Annotated in this window: 13 protein-coding genes; 9 read left to right on the plus strand and 4 right to left on the minus strand. The window is 73.4% G+C overall.

The annotated features are described in order from the left end of the window. From GB864_RS03375 to GB864_RS03385, 3 genes are all read left to right on the plus strand, one after another. Positions 1–606: FHA domain-containing protein (locus GB864_RS03375; protein ID WP_160422943.1), on the plus strand; the 606-nt coding region annotated here is incomplete at its 5' end. Next, entirely contained in the window at positions 603–1,439 is an 837-nt protein-coding gene (locus GB864_RS03380) for a PP2C family protein-serine/threonine phosphatase (protein ID WP_160422944.1), read from the plus strand. The genes GB864_RS03375 and GB864_RS03380, both read left to right, overlap by 4 nt. Further along, positions 1,436–2,026, plus strand: coding sequence for a hypothetical protein (locus GB864_RS03385; protein WP_160422945.1), 591 nt, complete (start codon positions 1,436–1,438; stop codon positions 2,024–2,026). Before GB864_RS03380 ends, GB864_RS03385 begins: the two co-directional genes overlap by 4 nt. A 36-nt stretch (positions 2,027–2,062) precedes the next feature. Here the strand turns inward: GB864_RS03385 and GB864_RS03390 are convergent, their stop codons facing one another. The 4 genes from GB864_RS03390 to GB864_RS03405 all read right to left on the minus strand — a co-directional run bounded on the left by GB864_RS03390 (position 2,063) and on the right by GB864_RS03405 (position 5,936). Next, the gene (locus GB864_RS03390) at positions 2,063–2,845 is read right to left on the minus strand and encodes an alpha/beta fold hydrolase (RefSeq protein ID WP_160422946.1); all 783 of its coding nucleotides are present in this window, start codon (positions 2,843–2,845) and stop codon (positions 2,063–2,065) included. Further along, positions 2,842–3,513 carry a YqaJ viral recombinase family protein gene (locus tag GB864_RS03395; RefSeq protein ID WP_336603857.1) on the minus strand — a complete coding sequence of 224 codons (672 nt, stop codon included), beginning with the start codon at positions 3,511–3,513 and terminating at the stop codon, positions 2,842–2,844. The genes GB864_RS03390 and GB864_RS03395 overlap by 4 nt, the downstream gene beginning before the upstream one ends. A gap of 96 nt (positions 3,514–3,609) precedes the next feature. After that, the gene (locus GB864_RS03400) at positions 3,610–4,338 is read right to left on the minus strand and encodes an ABC transporter ATP-binding protein (RefSeq protein ID WP_160422947.1); all 729 of its coding nucleotides are present in this window, start codon (positions 4,336–4,338) and stop codon (positions 3,610–3,612) included. A 65-nt stretch (positions 4,339–4,403) separates the two neighbouring features. Then, positions 4,404–5,936, minus strand: a complete 1,533-nt coding sequence (locus GB864_RS03405; RefSeq protein ID WP_160422948.1) for an ABC transporter permease — start codon at positions 5,934–5,936, stop codon at positions 4,404–4,406. Positions 5,937–6,171: 235 nt separating this feature from the next. On the opposite strand from GB864_RS03405, the gene GB864_RS03410 reads away from it, so the two are divergent. From GB864_RS03410 to GB864_RS03435, 6 genes are all read left to right on the plus strand, one after another. Then, positions 6,172–6,912: a response regulator transcription factor gene (locus GB864_RS03410; protein ID WP_160422949.1), complete on the plus strand. Its 741-nt coding sequence runs from the start codon at positions 6,172–6,174 to the stop codon at positions 6,910–6,912. Further along, the gene (locus GB864_RS03415; protein WP_160422950.1) at positions 6,909–8,519 is read left to right on the plus strand and encodes a sensor histidine kinase; all 1,611 of its coding nucleotides are present in this window, start codon (positions 6,909–6,911) and stop codon (positions 8,517–8,519) included. The genes GB864_RS03410 and GB864_RS03415 overlap by 4 nt, the downstream gene beginning before the upstream one ends. An 89-nt stretch (positions 8,520–8,608) precedes the next feature. Beyond that, complete coding sequence (locus GB864_RS03420) at positions 8,609–9,835, plus strand: helix-turn-helix domain-containing protein (protein WP_160422951.1); 1,227 nt, start codon at positions 8,609–8,611, stop codon at positions 9,833–9,835. 135 nt (positions 9,836–9,970) lie between these two features. After that, on the plus strand, positions 9,971–11,074 hold the full coding sequence (locus tag GB864_RS03425; protein ID WP_160422952.1) for a COG1470 family protein: 1,104 nt from the start codon (positions 9,971–9,973) through the stop codon (positions 11,072–11,074). A 143-nt stretch (positions 11,075–11,217) separates the two neighbouring features. Beyond that, entirely contained in the window at positions 11,218–13,617 is a 2,400-nt protein-coding gene (locus GB864_RS03430; RefSeq protein ID WP_160422953.1) for a M64 family metallopeptidase, read from the plus strand. 118 nt (positions 13,618–13,735) lie between these two features. Beyond that, entirely contained in the window at positions 13,736–16,063 is a 2,328-nt protein-coding gene (locus GB864_RS03435) for a Xaa-Pro dipeptidyl-peptidase (RefSeq protein WP_160422954.1), read from the plus strand. Positions 16,064–16,071 lie beyond the last annotated feature (8 nt).

Genomic DNA, 16,071 nt, shown 5'->3' on the forward strand with positions numbered 1-16,071 from the left:
GTGCTCTTCCGATCCCTGCCGACGCCCGCGGCCGCGGCCCCCGCGCCCGCGCTCGGCGGCCCGCTCGGCACGGCGATCCCCGGCTACCCCGTGCCGGGCCCGGTCGACGAGTTCGACGCGCTCCGCACGACGGGCGGCGGCTTCGGCCCGGTCGACCCGTTCGACGGGGTCGCCCCGAACGACGAGTCGACCCTCGTGGTCGGGGTCGACGTGCCGGAACCCGAGGACGCCCTCGACGAGGCGACGATCGTCGTCGACCGTCGTCCGGTCCGCCGCTTCGACCTCGTCCTCGACGACGGCACGACGCGGCTCGAGCTCTCGGGCGAGCGCGTCGTCCTGGGCCGCAACCCCGCGGTGCCGACCGACGGCAGCACGGCGGTCGCCGTGCCCGACGACACCCGCACCCTCTCGAAGACGCACGCCCGCCTGGAGTTCGACGGCGAGCGCTGGAGCGTCACCGACCTGGACTCGACCAACGGCGTCATCGTCGTCGACGAGACGGGTGTCGAGCAGCTCCTCGAGGCGGGCACGACCGCCGTCGTCCTCGAGCGCTTCGTCCTCGGCAAGGTCGGCCTTCGGATCGCCGAACGGGGAGCCGGGTCATGAGCCTCGGCGTCGTCCTCGACGTCGCGGCGCTCACGGATCCCGGGCTCAAGCGCAAGGTCAACGAGGATTCGGTCCTCGCCGTGGACCCGGTGTTCGTCGTCGCCGACGGCATGGGCGGCTACGAGGCGGGCGATCGGGCGAGCGCGGCCGTCGTCGCCGCGTTCCGCGAGCACCTCGCGGGCCGGCCCGACGCGGAACTCGTCCACGTGCGCGACGCGCTCATGGCGGCCGACGTCGGCGTGCAGTCGGTGGCGGCGGGCACGAAGCGCGGCGCGGGCAGCACGGTCTCCGGCATCGTGCTCGTCGAGCACGAGGGCCTGGCGCACTGGCTCATCCTGAACGTCGGCGACTCGCGCGTGTACCGCTGGTACGCGGGCGAGCTCGAGCAGCTCACGGTCGACCACTCGCTCGTGCAGGAGCTCGTCGACGACGGCTCGCTCACCCGCGAGGAGATGCAGACGCAGGCCAACCGCAATGTCATCACGCGGGCGATCGGTGCGCCGGACTCGACGGCCGACAGCTGGCTCATGCCCGTCGTGGACGGCGAACGGCTGCTCGTGTGCACCGACGGCCTGCACTCGGAGGTCGCCGACGAGGGCATCCGGGCGACGCTGACCATGAACGGCCGGCCCGAACAGGCTGCGGCGGCGCTCGTGCAGCTCGCCAAGCGCGCCGGCGGCCGCGACAACATCACGGTCGTCGTGCTCGACGTGCGCTCCGGCGGGGTCCCGGAGGAACCGGGCTTCGACGACGAGGACGACGCGACGCTCGAGACCGGCCCCCGGGGCACCGAGTTCGAGGACGACACCCTGCCCGTGGGAGCGGCGCGGTGAGCGCCGCGGGCTTCGGCGCGCAGGACGTCGACGAGCTCGAGGACGGCACGCTCGTCGTCGACCGCGAGCTCGACGAGGGCACGATCGTGCTCGACCGCGGCGCCGAGGAGGGCACGATCGTGCTCGACCGGCGCCCTTCCGACGGCGGCGAAGCCGGCGACGGCGCCGCGGGCGTCGGGCCCGAACCCGACGAGGAGGGCACGATCGTCATCGGCGACGGCCGGATCGTCCGTCCCGTTCCGCCGACGTCCGCCCCGACCGGTCGCAGCCGCGCGGGCCGCCGCTCGCGCTCGCTGCGTCCCGCCCCCGTCGACCTCGCGACGGTGCGGCCGTCGAAGCCGGCATCCGGCCCGGGCGTCATCACCGGCTACGCGCCGCGCACCGGCGGGGCGACCATCGCGCCCCCGCCCGCGATCGTGCGCGGCCCCGAGTCGACGCGTCGCGCCGACCCGTCGCTGCCCTCGCACGAGCGTCGTTCGCGGCGGACGGCGCGTGCCGCGCTCGGCTGGTTCTGGGGATCGATCGTCGTCGGCATCGCCGGACTCGCGGGGATTGCGGTCGCGGCCGTCGTGCTGCTGATCGGCTGACGCGGGGCGATCCGGGCGGCGCTCAGAGCCGGACGATCAGGACCTCTCGAGCCAGTCGGCGAGTGCCTCGCGGATCTGCGCGGTCTGCGCCGGCAGCCCGTCGTCGCGCGCCGGGACGACGATCGAGTCGGCGCCGAGCGAGCGCGCCCAGACGTCCGCGAGCTTCACCGGATGCACCGGGTCGCGGGGCGCGCCGATGACGAGCGAGCGGATGCCCCGGTCGGCGACGGCGCCGAGTTCCGCGGGATGGTCGTAGGCGCGATTGCGCGGGATCTCGATGAGGCGCACCGCCCGCTCGACCGCCTGGGGCGCCGTGAACTGGGCGAGCAGCCCGCGCGCCCCGGCGGGCGACTTCGCCTCGATGCGCCGGTAGACCGACGTGCGCCGGAACGCCTCGACGCCGCCCGGGCCGTGCTCGGCGAGCAGTTCGCCGATGACGGGGAATGCGCGGAGGTTGCGCGGAAGCGAGCGGTCGTCGAAGGACGGGCGGACGAACACCGCCCGCTCGACGGGCAGCAGGCCGCGCAGGCAGATGCGCAGGGCGATCGCGGCGCCCATCGAGATGCCCATGATCGTCACCGGGGCGGGGTCGCCGCCGCCGACGGCCACGACGCGCCGCACGTCGTCGGCGATCTCATCGGCGAGACGGTCGAGTTCGAAGTCGTCGGGGCCGCCGACCAGCGTGGAGGAGCCGTGCGCGCGCGCCTCGGGGGCGAGCACGAGCTCGTCGTCGCCGCGCGTGGCGCGCACGACGTGGCCGAAGAGCCCGAGGGGCTGCCGGCGATCGGATCCGAGACCGTGCAGCAGCACCGTCGTCACCGCGCGCCCCCTCCGTGCGGCGCGGGGCGGCCGCCGAGGCCGATCGCCTCGAGGAGCTCGTCGGCGAGGGCGATGAGCACGGCGATCTGGTCGTCGTCGCGCTCGACCCAGCGCGACTGGGGCGCCCCGACGGGCACGAAGCCCTCGTGCTGCTCCCAGACGACGAGGGTGCGCTCGGCGCCGAGCACGTACTGCTGCCACCACACCTGGCGGAGGTAGCCGCGGGGGATCGAGCGCCAGACCTTCGCGGTCGTCTTGATCTCGCAGAGTTCGAGCGCGGCGCCGCGCACGCGCAGCCCGTCGGGCGTCGCGAGGTGGCGGGGGTCGTCGGCGGCGTGGAAGAGCTTCGTCGACGCCGCCATGCCGTGCTCGCGGGCGGCCCACTCGGCGATGACCGGTTCGCGGCTGCGACCGTGCTCGGTGTACGCGCTGCCGCCGAACCCGGTGCCGTTGAGCTTCTCCCACGCGGCGGATCGCACCGAGGCGCGGGTCGCGAGCTTCGCGGCGTCGGTCGCGGTGATGCCGCGGGAACGGGCGCGGAGCCAGGCGATGCGGTCGCTCGAGTCCGCGACGATGCGGGTCTCGTGCGGCAGCGTCGCCACGACGGGACCCGGCGCGGAAGGCGCCGGCGCGTCGAGCGCGAACAGCGCGAAGGGGGCGTCGGTCACGTTTCGAGGGTAGTCGGTGCCGCGGACGATGCCGGGGAACGGGCAGCGCCGGATGCCTCCCGCGTGGGAGGCATCCGGCGCCGTGCCGAGCGCGGATCAGCGCTCGGTGACCACCCCCGCCTTGATGTACAGGCGGCGGTCGGCGCGCTTGGCCACGGCCGAGTCGTGCGTGACGACGATGAGCGTGAGCCCGCGCTCGTCGCGCAGACGCTCCAGCAGTGCCATGATCTCGTCGCGGGTCTCCTCGTCGAGGGCGCCCGTGGGCTCGTCGGCGAGGAGCACGGCAGGGTTCTTCACGATCGCGCGGGCGATGGCGACACGCTGCTGCTGGCCGCCGGAGAGCTCGGCCGGCAGGTGCGCACCGCGGTCGGCGAGGCCGACCGAGGCGAGGGCGGCCGCCGCGCGGTTGCGCCGCTCCTCCGCGGGGACGCCGAGCGGGGCGAGGGCCGCCTCGACGTTCTCCTGGGCGCTGAGGGTCGGGATCAGGTTGAAGTTCTGGAACACGAACCCGATGCGCTCGGCGCGGAGCTTCGTGAGCTCGCCGTCCTTCGCGTGGGAGATCTCGGCGTCGCCGAGCGCGATGCGACCGGAGGTCGGCCGGTCGAGCGCCCCGAGCATCTGCAGCAGGGTCGACTTGCCGCCGCCCGTCTGCCCCTGCACGGCGATGTGCTCGCCCGCGCCGATCACCAGGTCCACGCCCTTCAGCGCGGTGACCGCGCGGCCCTTCTGCTGGTACTGCTTGGTGACGCCCTCGAGGCGGTACCCCGCCGGCGGGGCGGCCGGGGTCGCCTCCGCCGGGACGGTCGCGATGGTCCCATCGGTCATGGTCGGCTCCGTTCCGTTCGCCGTGCTGGTCGTGTCAGGGGTGGTCGTCGTACCGCCGTTGCCGCTCATGCGAGGCTCCGGAGGGCTTCGGCCGGCCGCAGGCGCGAGGCGCGCCAGCCGCCGATCGCACCGGCGAGGAGCCCGCCGAGGACCGCGATGCCGATGGCGAGGAGGATGACCGACGGCGTGATCGGCGCGTGGAGCACGACCTCGGTCGTGGTCGAGCCGCCGCCGGCCTGGCCGAACGGGCCGCCGCCGCCGCCCATCATCTGACCGGCGTCGCCGCCCTGGCCGCCGGTCTGCCCGCCGCCGCCCTGGCCGCCGAAGTCGAAGCCGGAGCCGCCGGTCGTGCCGCCGAGCGTGGGGGAGACGAGGTTCACGACGAGGATGCCGATGAGGCCGAGCGCGAGGCCGACGACGCCGCCGATGAGTCCCTGCACGAGCGACTCGCCCGCGACCTGACCCACGATGCGGCGGTTGCGCCAGCCGATCGCCTTGAGGGTGCCGAACTCGCGGGTGCGGCGGGACACCGACTGGACGGTCAGGAGGATCGCGATGAGGAACGCCGCGACGAGCACCGCGATCGAGAGCCAGAGGCCGAGCGAGGAGATGAGCGTCGACGCCGAGCCGAGGGAGCCGGAGACGTTCGCGGCGAGATCGGCCTGGGTGCTGACGGTGAGGTCGGGCAGCGCCGCCTCGATGCCGGCCTGGATCGCGTCGATGTCGGCGGCGGAGCCGGCGCTGACGGAGAGCGTCGAGATGAGGCCTTCGTTGCCGGAGAGCGTCTGGGCGACGTCGAGGGGGATGTAGACGTTCGCGGCGGTCTCGGCGTCGGCCGAGGTCGACTCGACGATGCCGACGACCTCGAAGTCGCTGCCGCCGACATCGATGGTGTCGCCGACGGCCAGCTCGGCCGTCGTCGCGTACGAGGCGTCGAGGATGGCGACGTCCGTGCCGGTGTCGCCGGACTCGAACGCGCGGCCGTCGGTGAGGGACACGGCCGACAGGGGGCCCGCGGTCGCGGCGCCGGGGTCGAGGCCGATGACCGAGAACGAGTTCACGTCGAACGCCGAGCCGCCGGCGCCGTCGAAGCCGCCGGTCGGCGGCTGCTGCCCGCCCCCGGTCGTGCCGCCGCCGCCGGTCTGCTGCTCGCCCTGCTGCATCTGCGAGAAGTCGGGCAGCTCGCCGTCGAACGTCGTGTTCGTCAGTTCGAGGTAGCCGCTCGCCGCCGAGACGCCGTCGACACCGAGCACGGTGTCGATCGCGGAGTCCTCGAAGGTCGAGGTCGAGAAGCCGGTGGTGAGGCGGGAGGTCGAGACCTCGGTGGAGCCGTCGTCGGTCGTCTCGCCCTGATCGGCGCCGAACTCGAAGCGGCCGGGGCCGCCGCCCTGCCCGGGCTCGGCGGGTGCGCCGGTCACGGTGAGGTCGGTGCCGACGCCGTAGACCGACTCGAGCACCGAGGCCTGAGCGTCCTTCACGCCCGTGGAGACGGAGTTGACGAGGATGACGAGGGCGATGGCGAGCGCCGTGCCGAGGGCGATGATGACGGTCTGCCGTCGTCGCCCGGCGAGCTCGCGGCGCAGGAATGTCGTGAACATGACGGCGACGCTAGGTCGGCCGCCAATCGGGAGCCCATCGCCCTCCTCGCAGTCGCCTATGAATCCCGTCCCGCCGACGGATGCCCCGCACGGCGCGGAATTGCGGGGCATCGCCGCCGAACCGACGGCGCGCCGACCTGCTGCGGGCGGACTGCGGGCGGGCGCAATCGCCTTCCACAGGTCGCCCGGCGCTCTTCCATAGAAACCGCATAGGCCCGTGCGGATACTTGGAGTCATGACCGCCTCCACCGCACCCGGCGCCGCCCAGATCCAGAAGGCCGACGGCTCGCCCGTCCGCGTCCTCGTCGTCGACGACGAGCACTCGCTCACCGAGCTCCTGCGCATGGCCCTCCGGTACGAGGGGTGGGAGGTCCGCACGGCCGAGGCCGGCTACGACGCGGTCAAGGTGGCCCGCGAGTTCCGGCCCGACGCGATCGTGCTCGACATCATGCTCCCCGACATCGACGGGCTCGAGGTGCTCCAGCGCGTGCGCGCCGACGGCAGCGAGGTGCCGGTGCTCTTCCTCACCGCGAAGGACTCGCTCGACGACCGCATCGCCGGCCTCACCGCGGGCGGCGACGACTACGTCACGAAGCCGTTCTCCCTCGAGGAGGTCGTGGCGCGCCTGCGCAGCCTCATCCGTCGCTCGACCCTCACCCTCGCCGCGACCCGCGACCCGATCATCACGGTCGGCGACCTCTCCCTCGACGAGGACTCCTACGAGGTCTACCGCGACGGCGATCTCGTCGAGCTCACGGCCACCGAATTCGAGCTGCTGCGCTACCTCATGCGCAATCCGCGCCGGGTGCTCTCGAAGGCGCAGATCCTCGACCGCGTCTGGAACTACGACTTCGGCGGCCGCGAGTCCGTCGTCGAGCTCTACATCTCCTACCTGCGCAAGAAGATCGACGCGGGCCGCACGCCCATGATCCACACCGTGCGCGGCGCCGGGTACATGTTGAAGGCCGCGGCATGAGCGAGCCGGGCGAGCCGGGCTACGCGTCGGCCGCCCGGATCCGCGTCGGCGTGCCGGACTCGGCCGCGCGCACCCAGACCGGCCGCGCGCGCCGCGGCGTCGCCTGGCCGCTGCGCCGCACGCTCCTGGGCATCCTCGCGCTCCTGCTGATCGCCGTGAGCGCTGGCGTCGGGCTCGTGAGCGTCTCGGTGTTCCACGCCTCGGCCGTGCAGCGCGTCGACACCGACCTCGAGTCGTCCGCCCGGCGGGTGCTCTCGGGCCTCTCGTTCGGCCAGCAGCAGGACCCGGGCGACTTCGTCGGCCAGCCCGGCATCAGCGCGGGCACCGTCGTCGGCGTCGTCTACGCCGACGGCACGATCGCGGCCCAGTACGTCGGGGCGCCGGGACAGGGCACGGTCGACGTGTCCGAGACGGACGCGAGCGCGCTCGCCGACGTGCCGGTCGCCGATGGGGTCGGGCCCGGGTTCCGCACCGAGGACATCGAGCCGGTCACCGTGCGGCTCGGCGACCTGGGGGACTACCGGGCCCTCGCCGTCTCCGGCGTCGACCTCCAGACCAACCAGCAGGTGCAGGTCGTCGTCGCGCTGCCGCTCGGCGAGGCGGAATCGGCGACCGCGCAGCTCGCGCTGACGATCACGCTCGTGGCGGCCGCGGGTCTCCTCCTCGCGCTCGTCGCCGGCTGGTTCATCGTCGGCCGGGCGCTCGCGCCGCTCGAGCGCGTCACCGCGTCGGCGATGCGCGTCTCGGAGCTGCCGCTCGATCGCGGTGACGTCGAGCTCGCCGAGCGCGTCGAGACCGGCGACGACCGCACGGAGGTCGGTCGCCTGGGCGGCGCCTTCAACCGGATGCTCGGACACGTCAGCGACGCCCTCTCGGCGCGCGAGGCGAGCGAGCGCAAGGTGCGCCGCTTCGTCGCGGACGCGTCCCACGAGCTCCGCACGCCGCTCGCCTCGATCCGCGGCTACTCGGAACTCGTCCGACTGCACGGCGGGGAACTGCCCGAAGAGGTCCTGCACGCCCTCGGTCGCATCGAGTCGGAATCGGTGCGGATGACCGACCTCGTCGAGGACCTGCTGCTGCTCGCGCGGCTCGACGAGGGGCGCGAGCTCGCCCGCGAACCGGTCGACCTGCAGACGATCGCCCGAGACGCCGTCGGCGACGCGCAAGCCGCCGGACCCGAGCACGAGTGGTCGCTCGAGGCCCCGGAGGAACCGCTCGTCGTCGACGGCGACGAGCCGCGGCTCCGCCAGGTCGTCGTGAACCTCCTCGCGAACGCGCGCGTGCACACGCCGGAGGGCACCCGAGTGCGGCTGCGGCTCGTCCGAGACGGAACGTCCGCCCGCATCGAGGTCGAGGACGACGGTCCGGGCATCCCGCCGGCCCTCTCGGACTCGCTCTTCGAGCGGTTCGCCCGCGGCGACTCGTCGCGCTCTCGTCGTGCAGGATCGACGGGCCTCGGCCTCGCGATCGTGCAGGCCGTGGTCGACGCCCACGGCGGCACCGTCGGGGTGCGGAGCGAACCCGGGGAGACGGTCTTCTCGGTGCGGCTGCCGCTCGCCGACCCTGCGGGCGATCGCCGCGCCCCGGCGGGCCGGAGCGAGGTCTGAGCGGACCCGGACGCGCGGCGCGGGCGGCGTAGAATCGGGCTGCGGGCGGTCCCGTGGCCCGCGTCCCCTCGATCCCGAACGAGCCGTCCGTGAGCCTGCCCCAACTCGTCAACCACGTCGCACAAGCCGTGGGCCGCCCCGCCGTGCTCGAAGACCGTCGCCATCGCATGGTGGCCTACAGCCCGCAGGACGGTGTCATCGACGACGTCCGTCGCAACTCGATCCTCCGCCATCTCGCGGACCCGGCCGTGCGGTCGTGGCTCGACCGCATCGGTGCGTACCGTGCCGACCACGCCATGCACATCCCCGAGAACCGGGAGCTCGGGATGCTGCCGCGGCTCGTCGTCCCGATCCGTCGCGCCGACACCGACGCCGACCTCGGGCACCTCTGGTTCATCGAGTCGCCCTCCGCCATGGACGAGGCGGCGGTCGCGCGCGCCGACGAGTACGCCGGCCGCATCGCCGACGAATGGACGCGCTCGACGCGACTGCTCGACGCGGATGCGGCGCAGGCCGGTGCGCAGGCGAGCACGCTCGTCTTCGGCACCGAGAAGCGCCGGGCGGGGGCCGCGGCCCGCCTGCTCGCGGAGCGTCGCATCCGCCCGGCCGACGGCGTGCGCATCCTCGTCCTCCGGGCCGCGTTCGACTCGGCCTCGCCACACTCCTCGCCGGCCCGCGCGGCCCTCGAGCGCACGATCCGGGCGGCGACCGGGGCTCTCGGAATCCCGTCGGTGCTCGCGTTCCCGCGCAAGAGCCAGGCGATCTTCGTCGTGCCCGCCGGCGGTCCGGCCCTGGCGGACGGCATCCAGGACGCCGCCGAGCGGCTGCTCGGGATCGGCGAGGTCTCCTTCGCCGGCATCCTGGGCGCGGATCGGATCGACGTCGGCGTCGGCGGACCCGCCGCGCTGCTGGCCGGTGCGCGGGACAGCTACGTCCAGGCCCGCCGGGCGATCCGGATCGCGACGGAGTTCGGCCTCGCGCGCGGCGTGCAGCGCTGGGATGGGCTCGGCCCGTACCGGGGGCTGGGATCGATCGCAGAGCGCGGGCTGCGTTCGGCGGACTTCCAACACGGTCTCGAGCGGGTCGCCGCCGAGCGCGACGGCGCGGCCCTGCTCGAGACGGTCGAGGTGTATCTGGGCACCGGCGGGCGGGCCCAGGAGTCCGCGGCGGCGCTCAATCTGCATCGCAGTTCGCTCTACCACCGGCTGGGCCGGGTCGAGCGCATCCTCGACCTCGATCTGCAGGACGGCGTCGAGCGCCTCGGCCTCCACATCGCCATCCTGCTCGCGAAACTCGAGCGCGGCGCCGAACACTGACCCGTCTGTGCGACGAACGTCGCACAGGATTCGACAGGGGTCGAACACTCGACCGATGCCCTGTCGCGTCGGCGTTCATAGGCTATGCCCAGGCTGTGCAGCGGGCATCACCCGTCGCAGGATCGGAGGCGGGCGATGTCACGGGGAACGAGGTCGGGCGGGGCGTTCGTCATCGCCGCATTGGCCCTCGCCGCCGCGCTCGCTCCGCTCACGGGTTCCGCCGCCGACGAGGCGGATGAGGCGGGTCAGATCACCTGGGCCATCCAGCCCTCCTCGCCCGAGGGGCCCGACGGACGCGACGTGCTCGAGTACTCACTCGGCCCCGGCGAGACCGCCACCGATTATGTCGGCGTCTCCAACCTCGGCGCCGAGCCGCTCGTCGTCCGCGTCTACGCGATGGATGCGCTCATGACCGCGGACGGCGCCTTCTCGCTGCCGCCCGCGGGGACCGCGTCGGAGGACGTCGGGGCGTGGGTCGGCATCACGGGCGACGGCGTCTTCACGATCGAGCCCGGCACTCGGGCCGAGATCCCGTTCCGACTGACGGTGCCGCCGAATGCGGAGCCGGGCGACCATGCCGGAGGCATCGTCGCCTCCCTCGCCGAGCTCTCGGAGACCGCCGGCGCCGACCAGCAAGTCGCGGTCGACCGGCGCGTCGGCGTGCGGCTCTACGTCGACGTTCCCGGCGTCGCCGCCCCGGCCGCGACCGTCTCCGACATCGACGTCGCGTACGAGGGCGGCTTCGCCTCCTTCGGCGGCCCGGCGACCGTGACGTACACCGTCGAGAACCCCGGCAACCTCCGCCTCGGCGGCCTCGTGCGCATCGCGCTCACCGGGCCGTTCGGATGGGAGCTCGCGGCCGGCGAACCCCAGGAGCTGCCCGAGCTGCTGCCCGGCGGCAGCGTCCGACTCACGCAGGAGTTCGCCGACGTCCCGCCCGCCGTGCTCCTGACCGCGACCGCGGATCTCGAGCCGGTCCAGCGCGAGGGTCGCAGCGGCGCGGTCGACGGCGAGCACCGCGCGGTCGGAACCGCGTGGGCCGTCCCGTGGCTGCTCCTCGTCGTCCTGCTCGCCCTCATCGCCGTCGTCGTGCTCCTCGTCCGCCGCGGCATCCTCCTGCGCCGGCGGCTGCGTGCCGCCGAAGCCGCGGTCGCCGCCGCGCAGACGGCCGACGCGGGGGACGGCGTCGACTCCGACGCTCCCGAACCGGGCATCCCGGAACCCGCTGCGGCGCGCTGAGCCGCCGCTCTGCGCTACCCGCGCGGCCCACGCCGACGCGGGAGCGACGTCCGGCGCGCCCGAACGCGCCGTCGTCGACCGCCGATGCGCCCTCGGGTGCGCCGCGCGGATCTTCGCACCACCACCGATCGGAAGGAAGCGACATGGCAGCATCCAGAACGCGAGGACCCGGGAAGGCGCGACGGGCGGCGGCCGTCCTCGCAACGATCCCGTTGCTCGGCGCCTCGCTCGCGATCGTCGGCGCGGCGCCGGCGAACGCCGCCGACGAGGTCGGCTCGGCGACGCTCGTGCCGATGCAGGTCACCGGCGACCCCGCGGAGCGCTTCTCCCTCGTCATCCTCGGCGACGGCTACACCGCCGACGAGCAGGACGAGTTCTACGAGCAGGTCGAGACCCACCTCGAGACCATGTGGAGCATCGAGCCCTTCAAGAGCTACCGCAACAACTTCAACGTGTACGCCGTCGGCATCGTCTCGGGGGAGTCGGGCGTCAGCTGCGACCGCACCCTCGACGCCCCCCGGCGCGACACCCCGCTCAAGATGGCCTTCTGGGGCGGCTGCAACGCGAACAGCGTCGAGCGGCTGCTGACCGTCAACAACACGCTCGCGCGCCAGTACGCGAACCTGGCGCCGAAGGTCGACCAGATCCTCGCGCTCGCCAACAGCGACACCTACGGCGGCGCCGGCGGCAGCTACGCGACGGCGAGCGGCGGCAACGCCCTCTCGGCGCTCATCTCGCCCCACGAGATCGGGCACTCGCTCGGCGGTCTCCAGGACGAGTACGACTACTACTCGCGCGGCATCACCACGGGCGACTACCGGGGCGCCGAGCCGAGCTCGAAGCACCACACGATCATGAGCGTCGACGAGATGGCGGCCACGAAGACGAAGTGGTGGCGCTGGCTCGGCGAGCCCAGCGAATCGGGCGGCACCATCGGCGCCTACGAAGGCGGACAGTACTACTCGACCGGCATCTTCCGGCCGAGCCGGCACTCGATGATGAAGACCCTCGGCTACCAGTACGACCAGGTCGGCCGCGAGATCGTGACCGAGCGCGTGGCAGCCCGCGCTCCGCTCGTGCCGGATTCCACCCCCACGACGGGAACGGTCGCGGCCGACCAGGTGCTCTGGGTCGAGACCTCCCACCCCGTCTACCACGAGGTGGACGTCACGTGGGCGATCGACGGGGTCGAGATCGCCAACCCCGGCAATCTCCGAACGCTCGACCTGGCCGGCGTCGACGCGGAGCCGGGTGCCGTCGTCACGGCGACCATCGTCGACGGCACCGAGTTCGTGCGCGACCCGGCGCTGCGGGCCAAATCGTCGATGACCCAGGTGCGCACCTGGACCGTCGGGGAAGGGGCCGCGAGCTCGGCCGCCGTCGCACCCGCGATCACCGAGTCGAGCCCGACCGACCGCGCCGCGGGCGCCGATGACGTGCTCTACGTGAACACGACGCACCGGGCCGACCGTCCGTTCGCCGTGTCCTGGGCGGTCGACGGCGAGCCCGTCGCGAACCCGTACGGCAAGGCCGCCCTCGACCTCGAGACGCTCGACCTCGCGGCCGGCGCGCACGTCGTGAGCGCCCGCGTGACCGACCCCGACGATGCCGGAGCGGGCGCCGCGAGCGTCGAGTGGACCGTCGACAACGCCGGGCCGACGGTCGCCGCGACCGTCTCCGCACCGGTCTCGACCACGATCGGGGCGAACGGCGAGCCGCACTACCTCGTCAACGAGTCCTTCTCCATGAAGCTCGTCGCCACGGACGACCGCGACGGCTCGCTCGTTCCGGAGTTCCGGCTCGACGGGGACGGCTGGCACAACTACTACGGCTGGCCGACCGACCCCGAAGCGCCGTTCCTCTTCACGCCGACCGGCACCAACATCGACGACCTGATCTACGGCAATCTCGGCTCCGGCGGCATGTCGCTCTCGCCGTTCGTGGAGCGCGAGCCCGGCTACGGCACGCACCGCATCGAGTACCGGGCGACCGACGCGGCCGGCAACATCGGCCCCGTTCAGGCGTTCACCGTGACCGTCCTCGGCGGCGACGACGCCGATACGCGCCAGATCATCACCGCCCCCGTCGAGGTCGCAGGCGGGCTCAGCCTGCAGGCGCCGGACGCCGACGGCGTCGAGCTCGAGCGCATCGTGCTCTCCGGCGTCGACGCGGAGACCGTCGGGATGCTCTCGCCGTTCCGGGTGGTCGACGCGCGCGGCACCGCCGCCGGTTGGGACCTCACCGGCCAGGTGTCCGACCTGACGAGCGGCTCCGGGATGATCCTCGCCGACAACCTGGGTTGGGAGCCGGCCGCCGAGGCAGTGACCGGCTCGCTGCCGACGCCCGACGGACAGGCGCCGCAGGTCGAACCGGGCGCCCTCGAGCGACCCGGCACCGGCCTCGGCGAGCCCGCGAGCCTGTGCTCCGCACCCGCGGGCCACAGCGCCGGAGCCTTCTCGTGCGGCGGGGGCCTGACCCTCGGCGTGCCCGGTTCCACCCCGGCCGGCGTCTACGCCGGCGTCCTGACGCTCACCCTCATCTGAGGCCGACCGGGGTGCGGGGCGTCACGAGCTCCCCGCACCCCGGCCACCGATCGTGCACGACCACCGCACCGATCCCGCTCCACCGCACCGATCCCGCAGTCACCGAACCGGAGGAACCATGTCCCGACCCAACCGCGCCGCCCGCCGGCGCACGCCGAGAGCCGTCGCGGCCCTCGCCGTGCCCGCGCTGGCCGCCGGCCTGCTCTCGATCGCCGCACCGGCGATCGCCGCCCCCGAACCCGCCGTCCCGACGTTCCAGGACGGACTCTCCCAGGCGGTCTTCACGACCGACCGCAACGCCTGGATCACCCAGGAGGCGTGGGTGGAGAGCGAGGTCGACTCCGATCGCGACGGCAAGAACGACCTCGTCCATGTCGACGTCACCCGCGTGCCCGAGACGGCGAACGGCCTCGACGTGCCGGTGCTCATGGAGATGAGCCCGTACTACGCGGGCGGCACCGGCGTGCCGAACTGGAACGTCGACCACGAGCTCGGCGAGCCGCCGACGACCAAGGGCGGCTTCGCGGCGCCGAAGTACCCGACGACGAGCCCGAACATCTCGAACTCGCTCGAGACGACGTGGGTGCCGCGCGGCTATGCGGTCGTGCACGCCGAGTCCCTCGGCTCCGGCTTCTCGGAGGGCTGCCCGACCTCGGGCGGCACCAACGAGTCGCTCGGCGGCAAGGCCGTCATCGACTGGCTGAACGGCCGCGCGACGGCCTACACGAGCACCGACCGCTCGCAGACGGTCACGGCCGACTGGGCCACCGGCAGCGTCGGCATGATCGGCACGTCGTACAACGGCACGCTGCCGATCGGCGTGGCGAGCACCGGCGTCGAGGGCCTCGAGGCCATCGTCCCGGTCTCGGCGATCTCCGACTGGTACAACTACTACCGCGCGAACGGCGCGGTCCGGGCGCCGGGCGGCTACCAGGGCGAGGACCTCGACGTGCTCGCCGACTACGTGCACACGCGTCCCGATCAGGCGATCTGCCAGCCGGTCATCGACGAGCTGCGCGCCGAGCAGGACCGCGCGAGCGGCGACCGCAGCGAGTTCTGGGCGGAGCGCGACTACCTCGCGAACGCCGACCGGATCCACGCGGCGACGCTCGTGGCGCACGGTCTGAACGACTGGAACGTCATGACGAAGAACGCGTCTGACCTCTACGACGTGCTGAAGGCGAACGGCGTGCCGCACCAGATCTACCTGCACCAGGGCGGCCACGGGGGCAACCCGACCGACACGCTTCTGAACCGCTGGTTCACGCGCTACCTCTACCACGTGGAGAACGGCGTCGAGGCGCTGCCGAAGGCCTACGTCCAGCGCGAGGACCGCGTGCTGACCGAGTACGCCGAGTGGCCCGACCCGGCCGCGGCCGACGTCGCGCTCTCGTTCGGCGCGGCCTCGACGGCCAACACCGTGGGCGGCCTCGACTTCGCGGTCGACCGCTCGGGTCGCACCGAGTACCTCCTGGACGACGCGTCGAAGCGCGCGTCGACCCTCGCGACGGCCGCCCAGTCGGAGAACCGCCTCGTCTACCGCACCCGTGGGATCACGGACGCAGTGCGCCTCTCGGGCACGCCGAGCGTCTCGCTCGAGCTCGCGGTCGACCGCGACAAGGCGAACCTGACGGCGCTGCTCGTCGACTACAAGGCCAACGGCACGGCGACCATCGTGTCGCGCGGCTGGATGGACGTGCAGAACCGCAACTCGGACGCCGTCACCGACCCGATCGAGCCGGGCACCTCGTACGAGTTCGACTTCGACTTCGAGCCGAAGGACTACGTCTTCGCGGCGGGCTCCTCGCTCGGCGTCGTCGTCATGTCCTCCGACAACGAGTACACGGTCCGCCCGGCTGCGGGCACGCGGCTCACGCTCGACCCGGCGAAGTCGTCGGTGTCGCTGCCGATCGTCGGCGGTGCGGCGAAGCTCGTGTCGGTCCTCGGTTCGGCGGGTCCCGGCACGGAGTACCAGGTCATCACGACCGACATCTCCGGCGGGGCGCTGTCGATGTCGATCTCGAGCGACGAGCCCGTCGGCCTCGAGGCCGTCGCCCTCACCGGCGTCGACCAGGAGACGACCGGTTCCCTCCACGACGTCGAGGTGCGCGACTCGCGCGGCACGTCGGCCGGTTGGGACCTGACCGCCCAGGTGTCGGACTTCACGAGCGGCAGCGGCACGATCCTCGCCGAGAACCTCGGCTGGACGCCGGCGGCGTCGGTGCGCGCGGGCGAACTGCCCACGCCTCCCGGCCAGTCGAGCGTCGTCGAGCCGGGCGCCGCGGTCGCTCCCGGCGTCGGCATCGGCGACGCCGCGACGCTGTGCTCCTCCGTCCGCGGAGCGAGCGCGGGTGCGTTCACGTGCGGTGCCGGGCTCGCGCTCGGCATCCCGGGCTCGACCTTGCTCGGCACCTACTCGGGAGTGCTGACGCTCACCCTCATGTGAGCGCGATG

This window comes from Agromyces seonyuensis, assembly GCF_009789225.1.
GTDB classification, from domain to species: Bacteria; Actinomycetota; Actinomycetes; order Actinomycetales; family Microbacteriaceae; genus Agromyces; species Agromyces seonyuensis.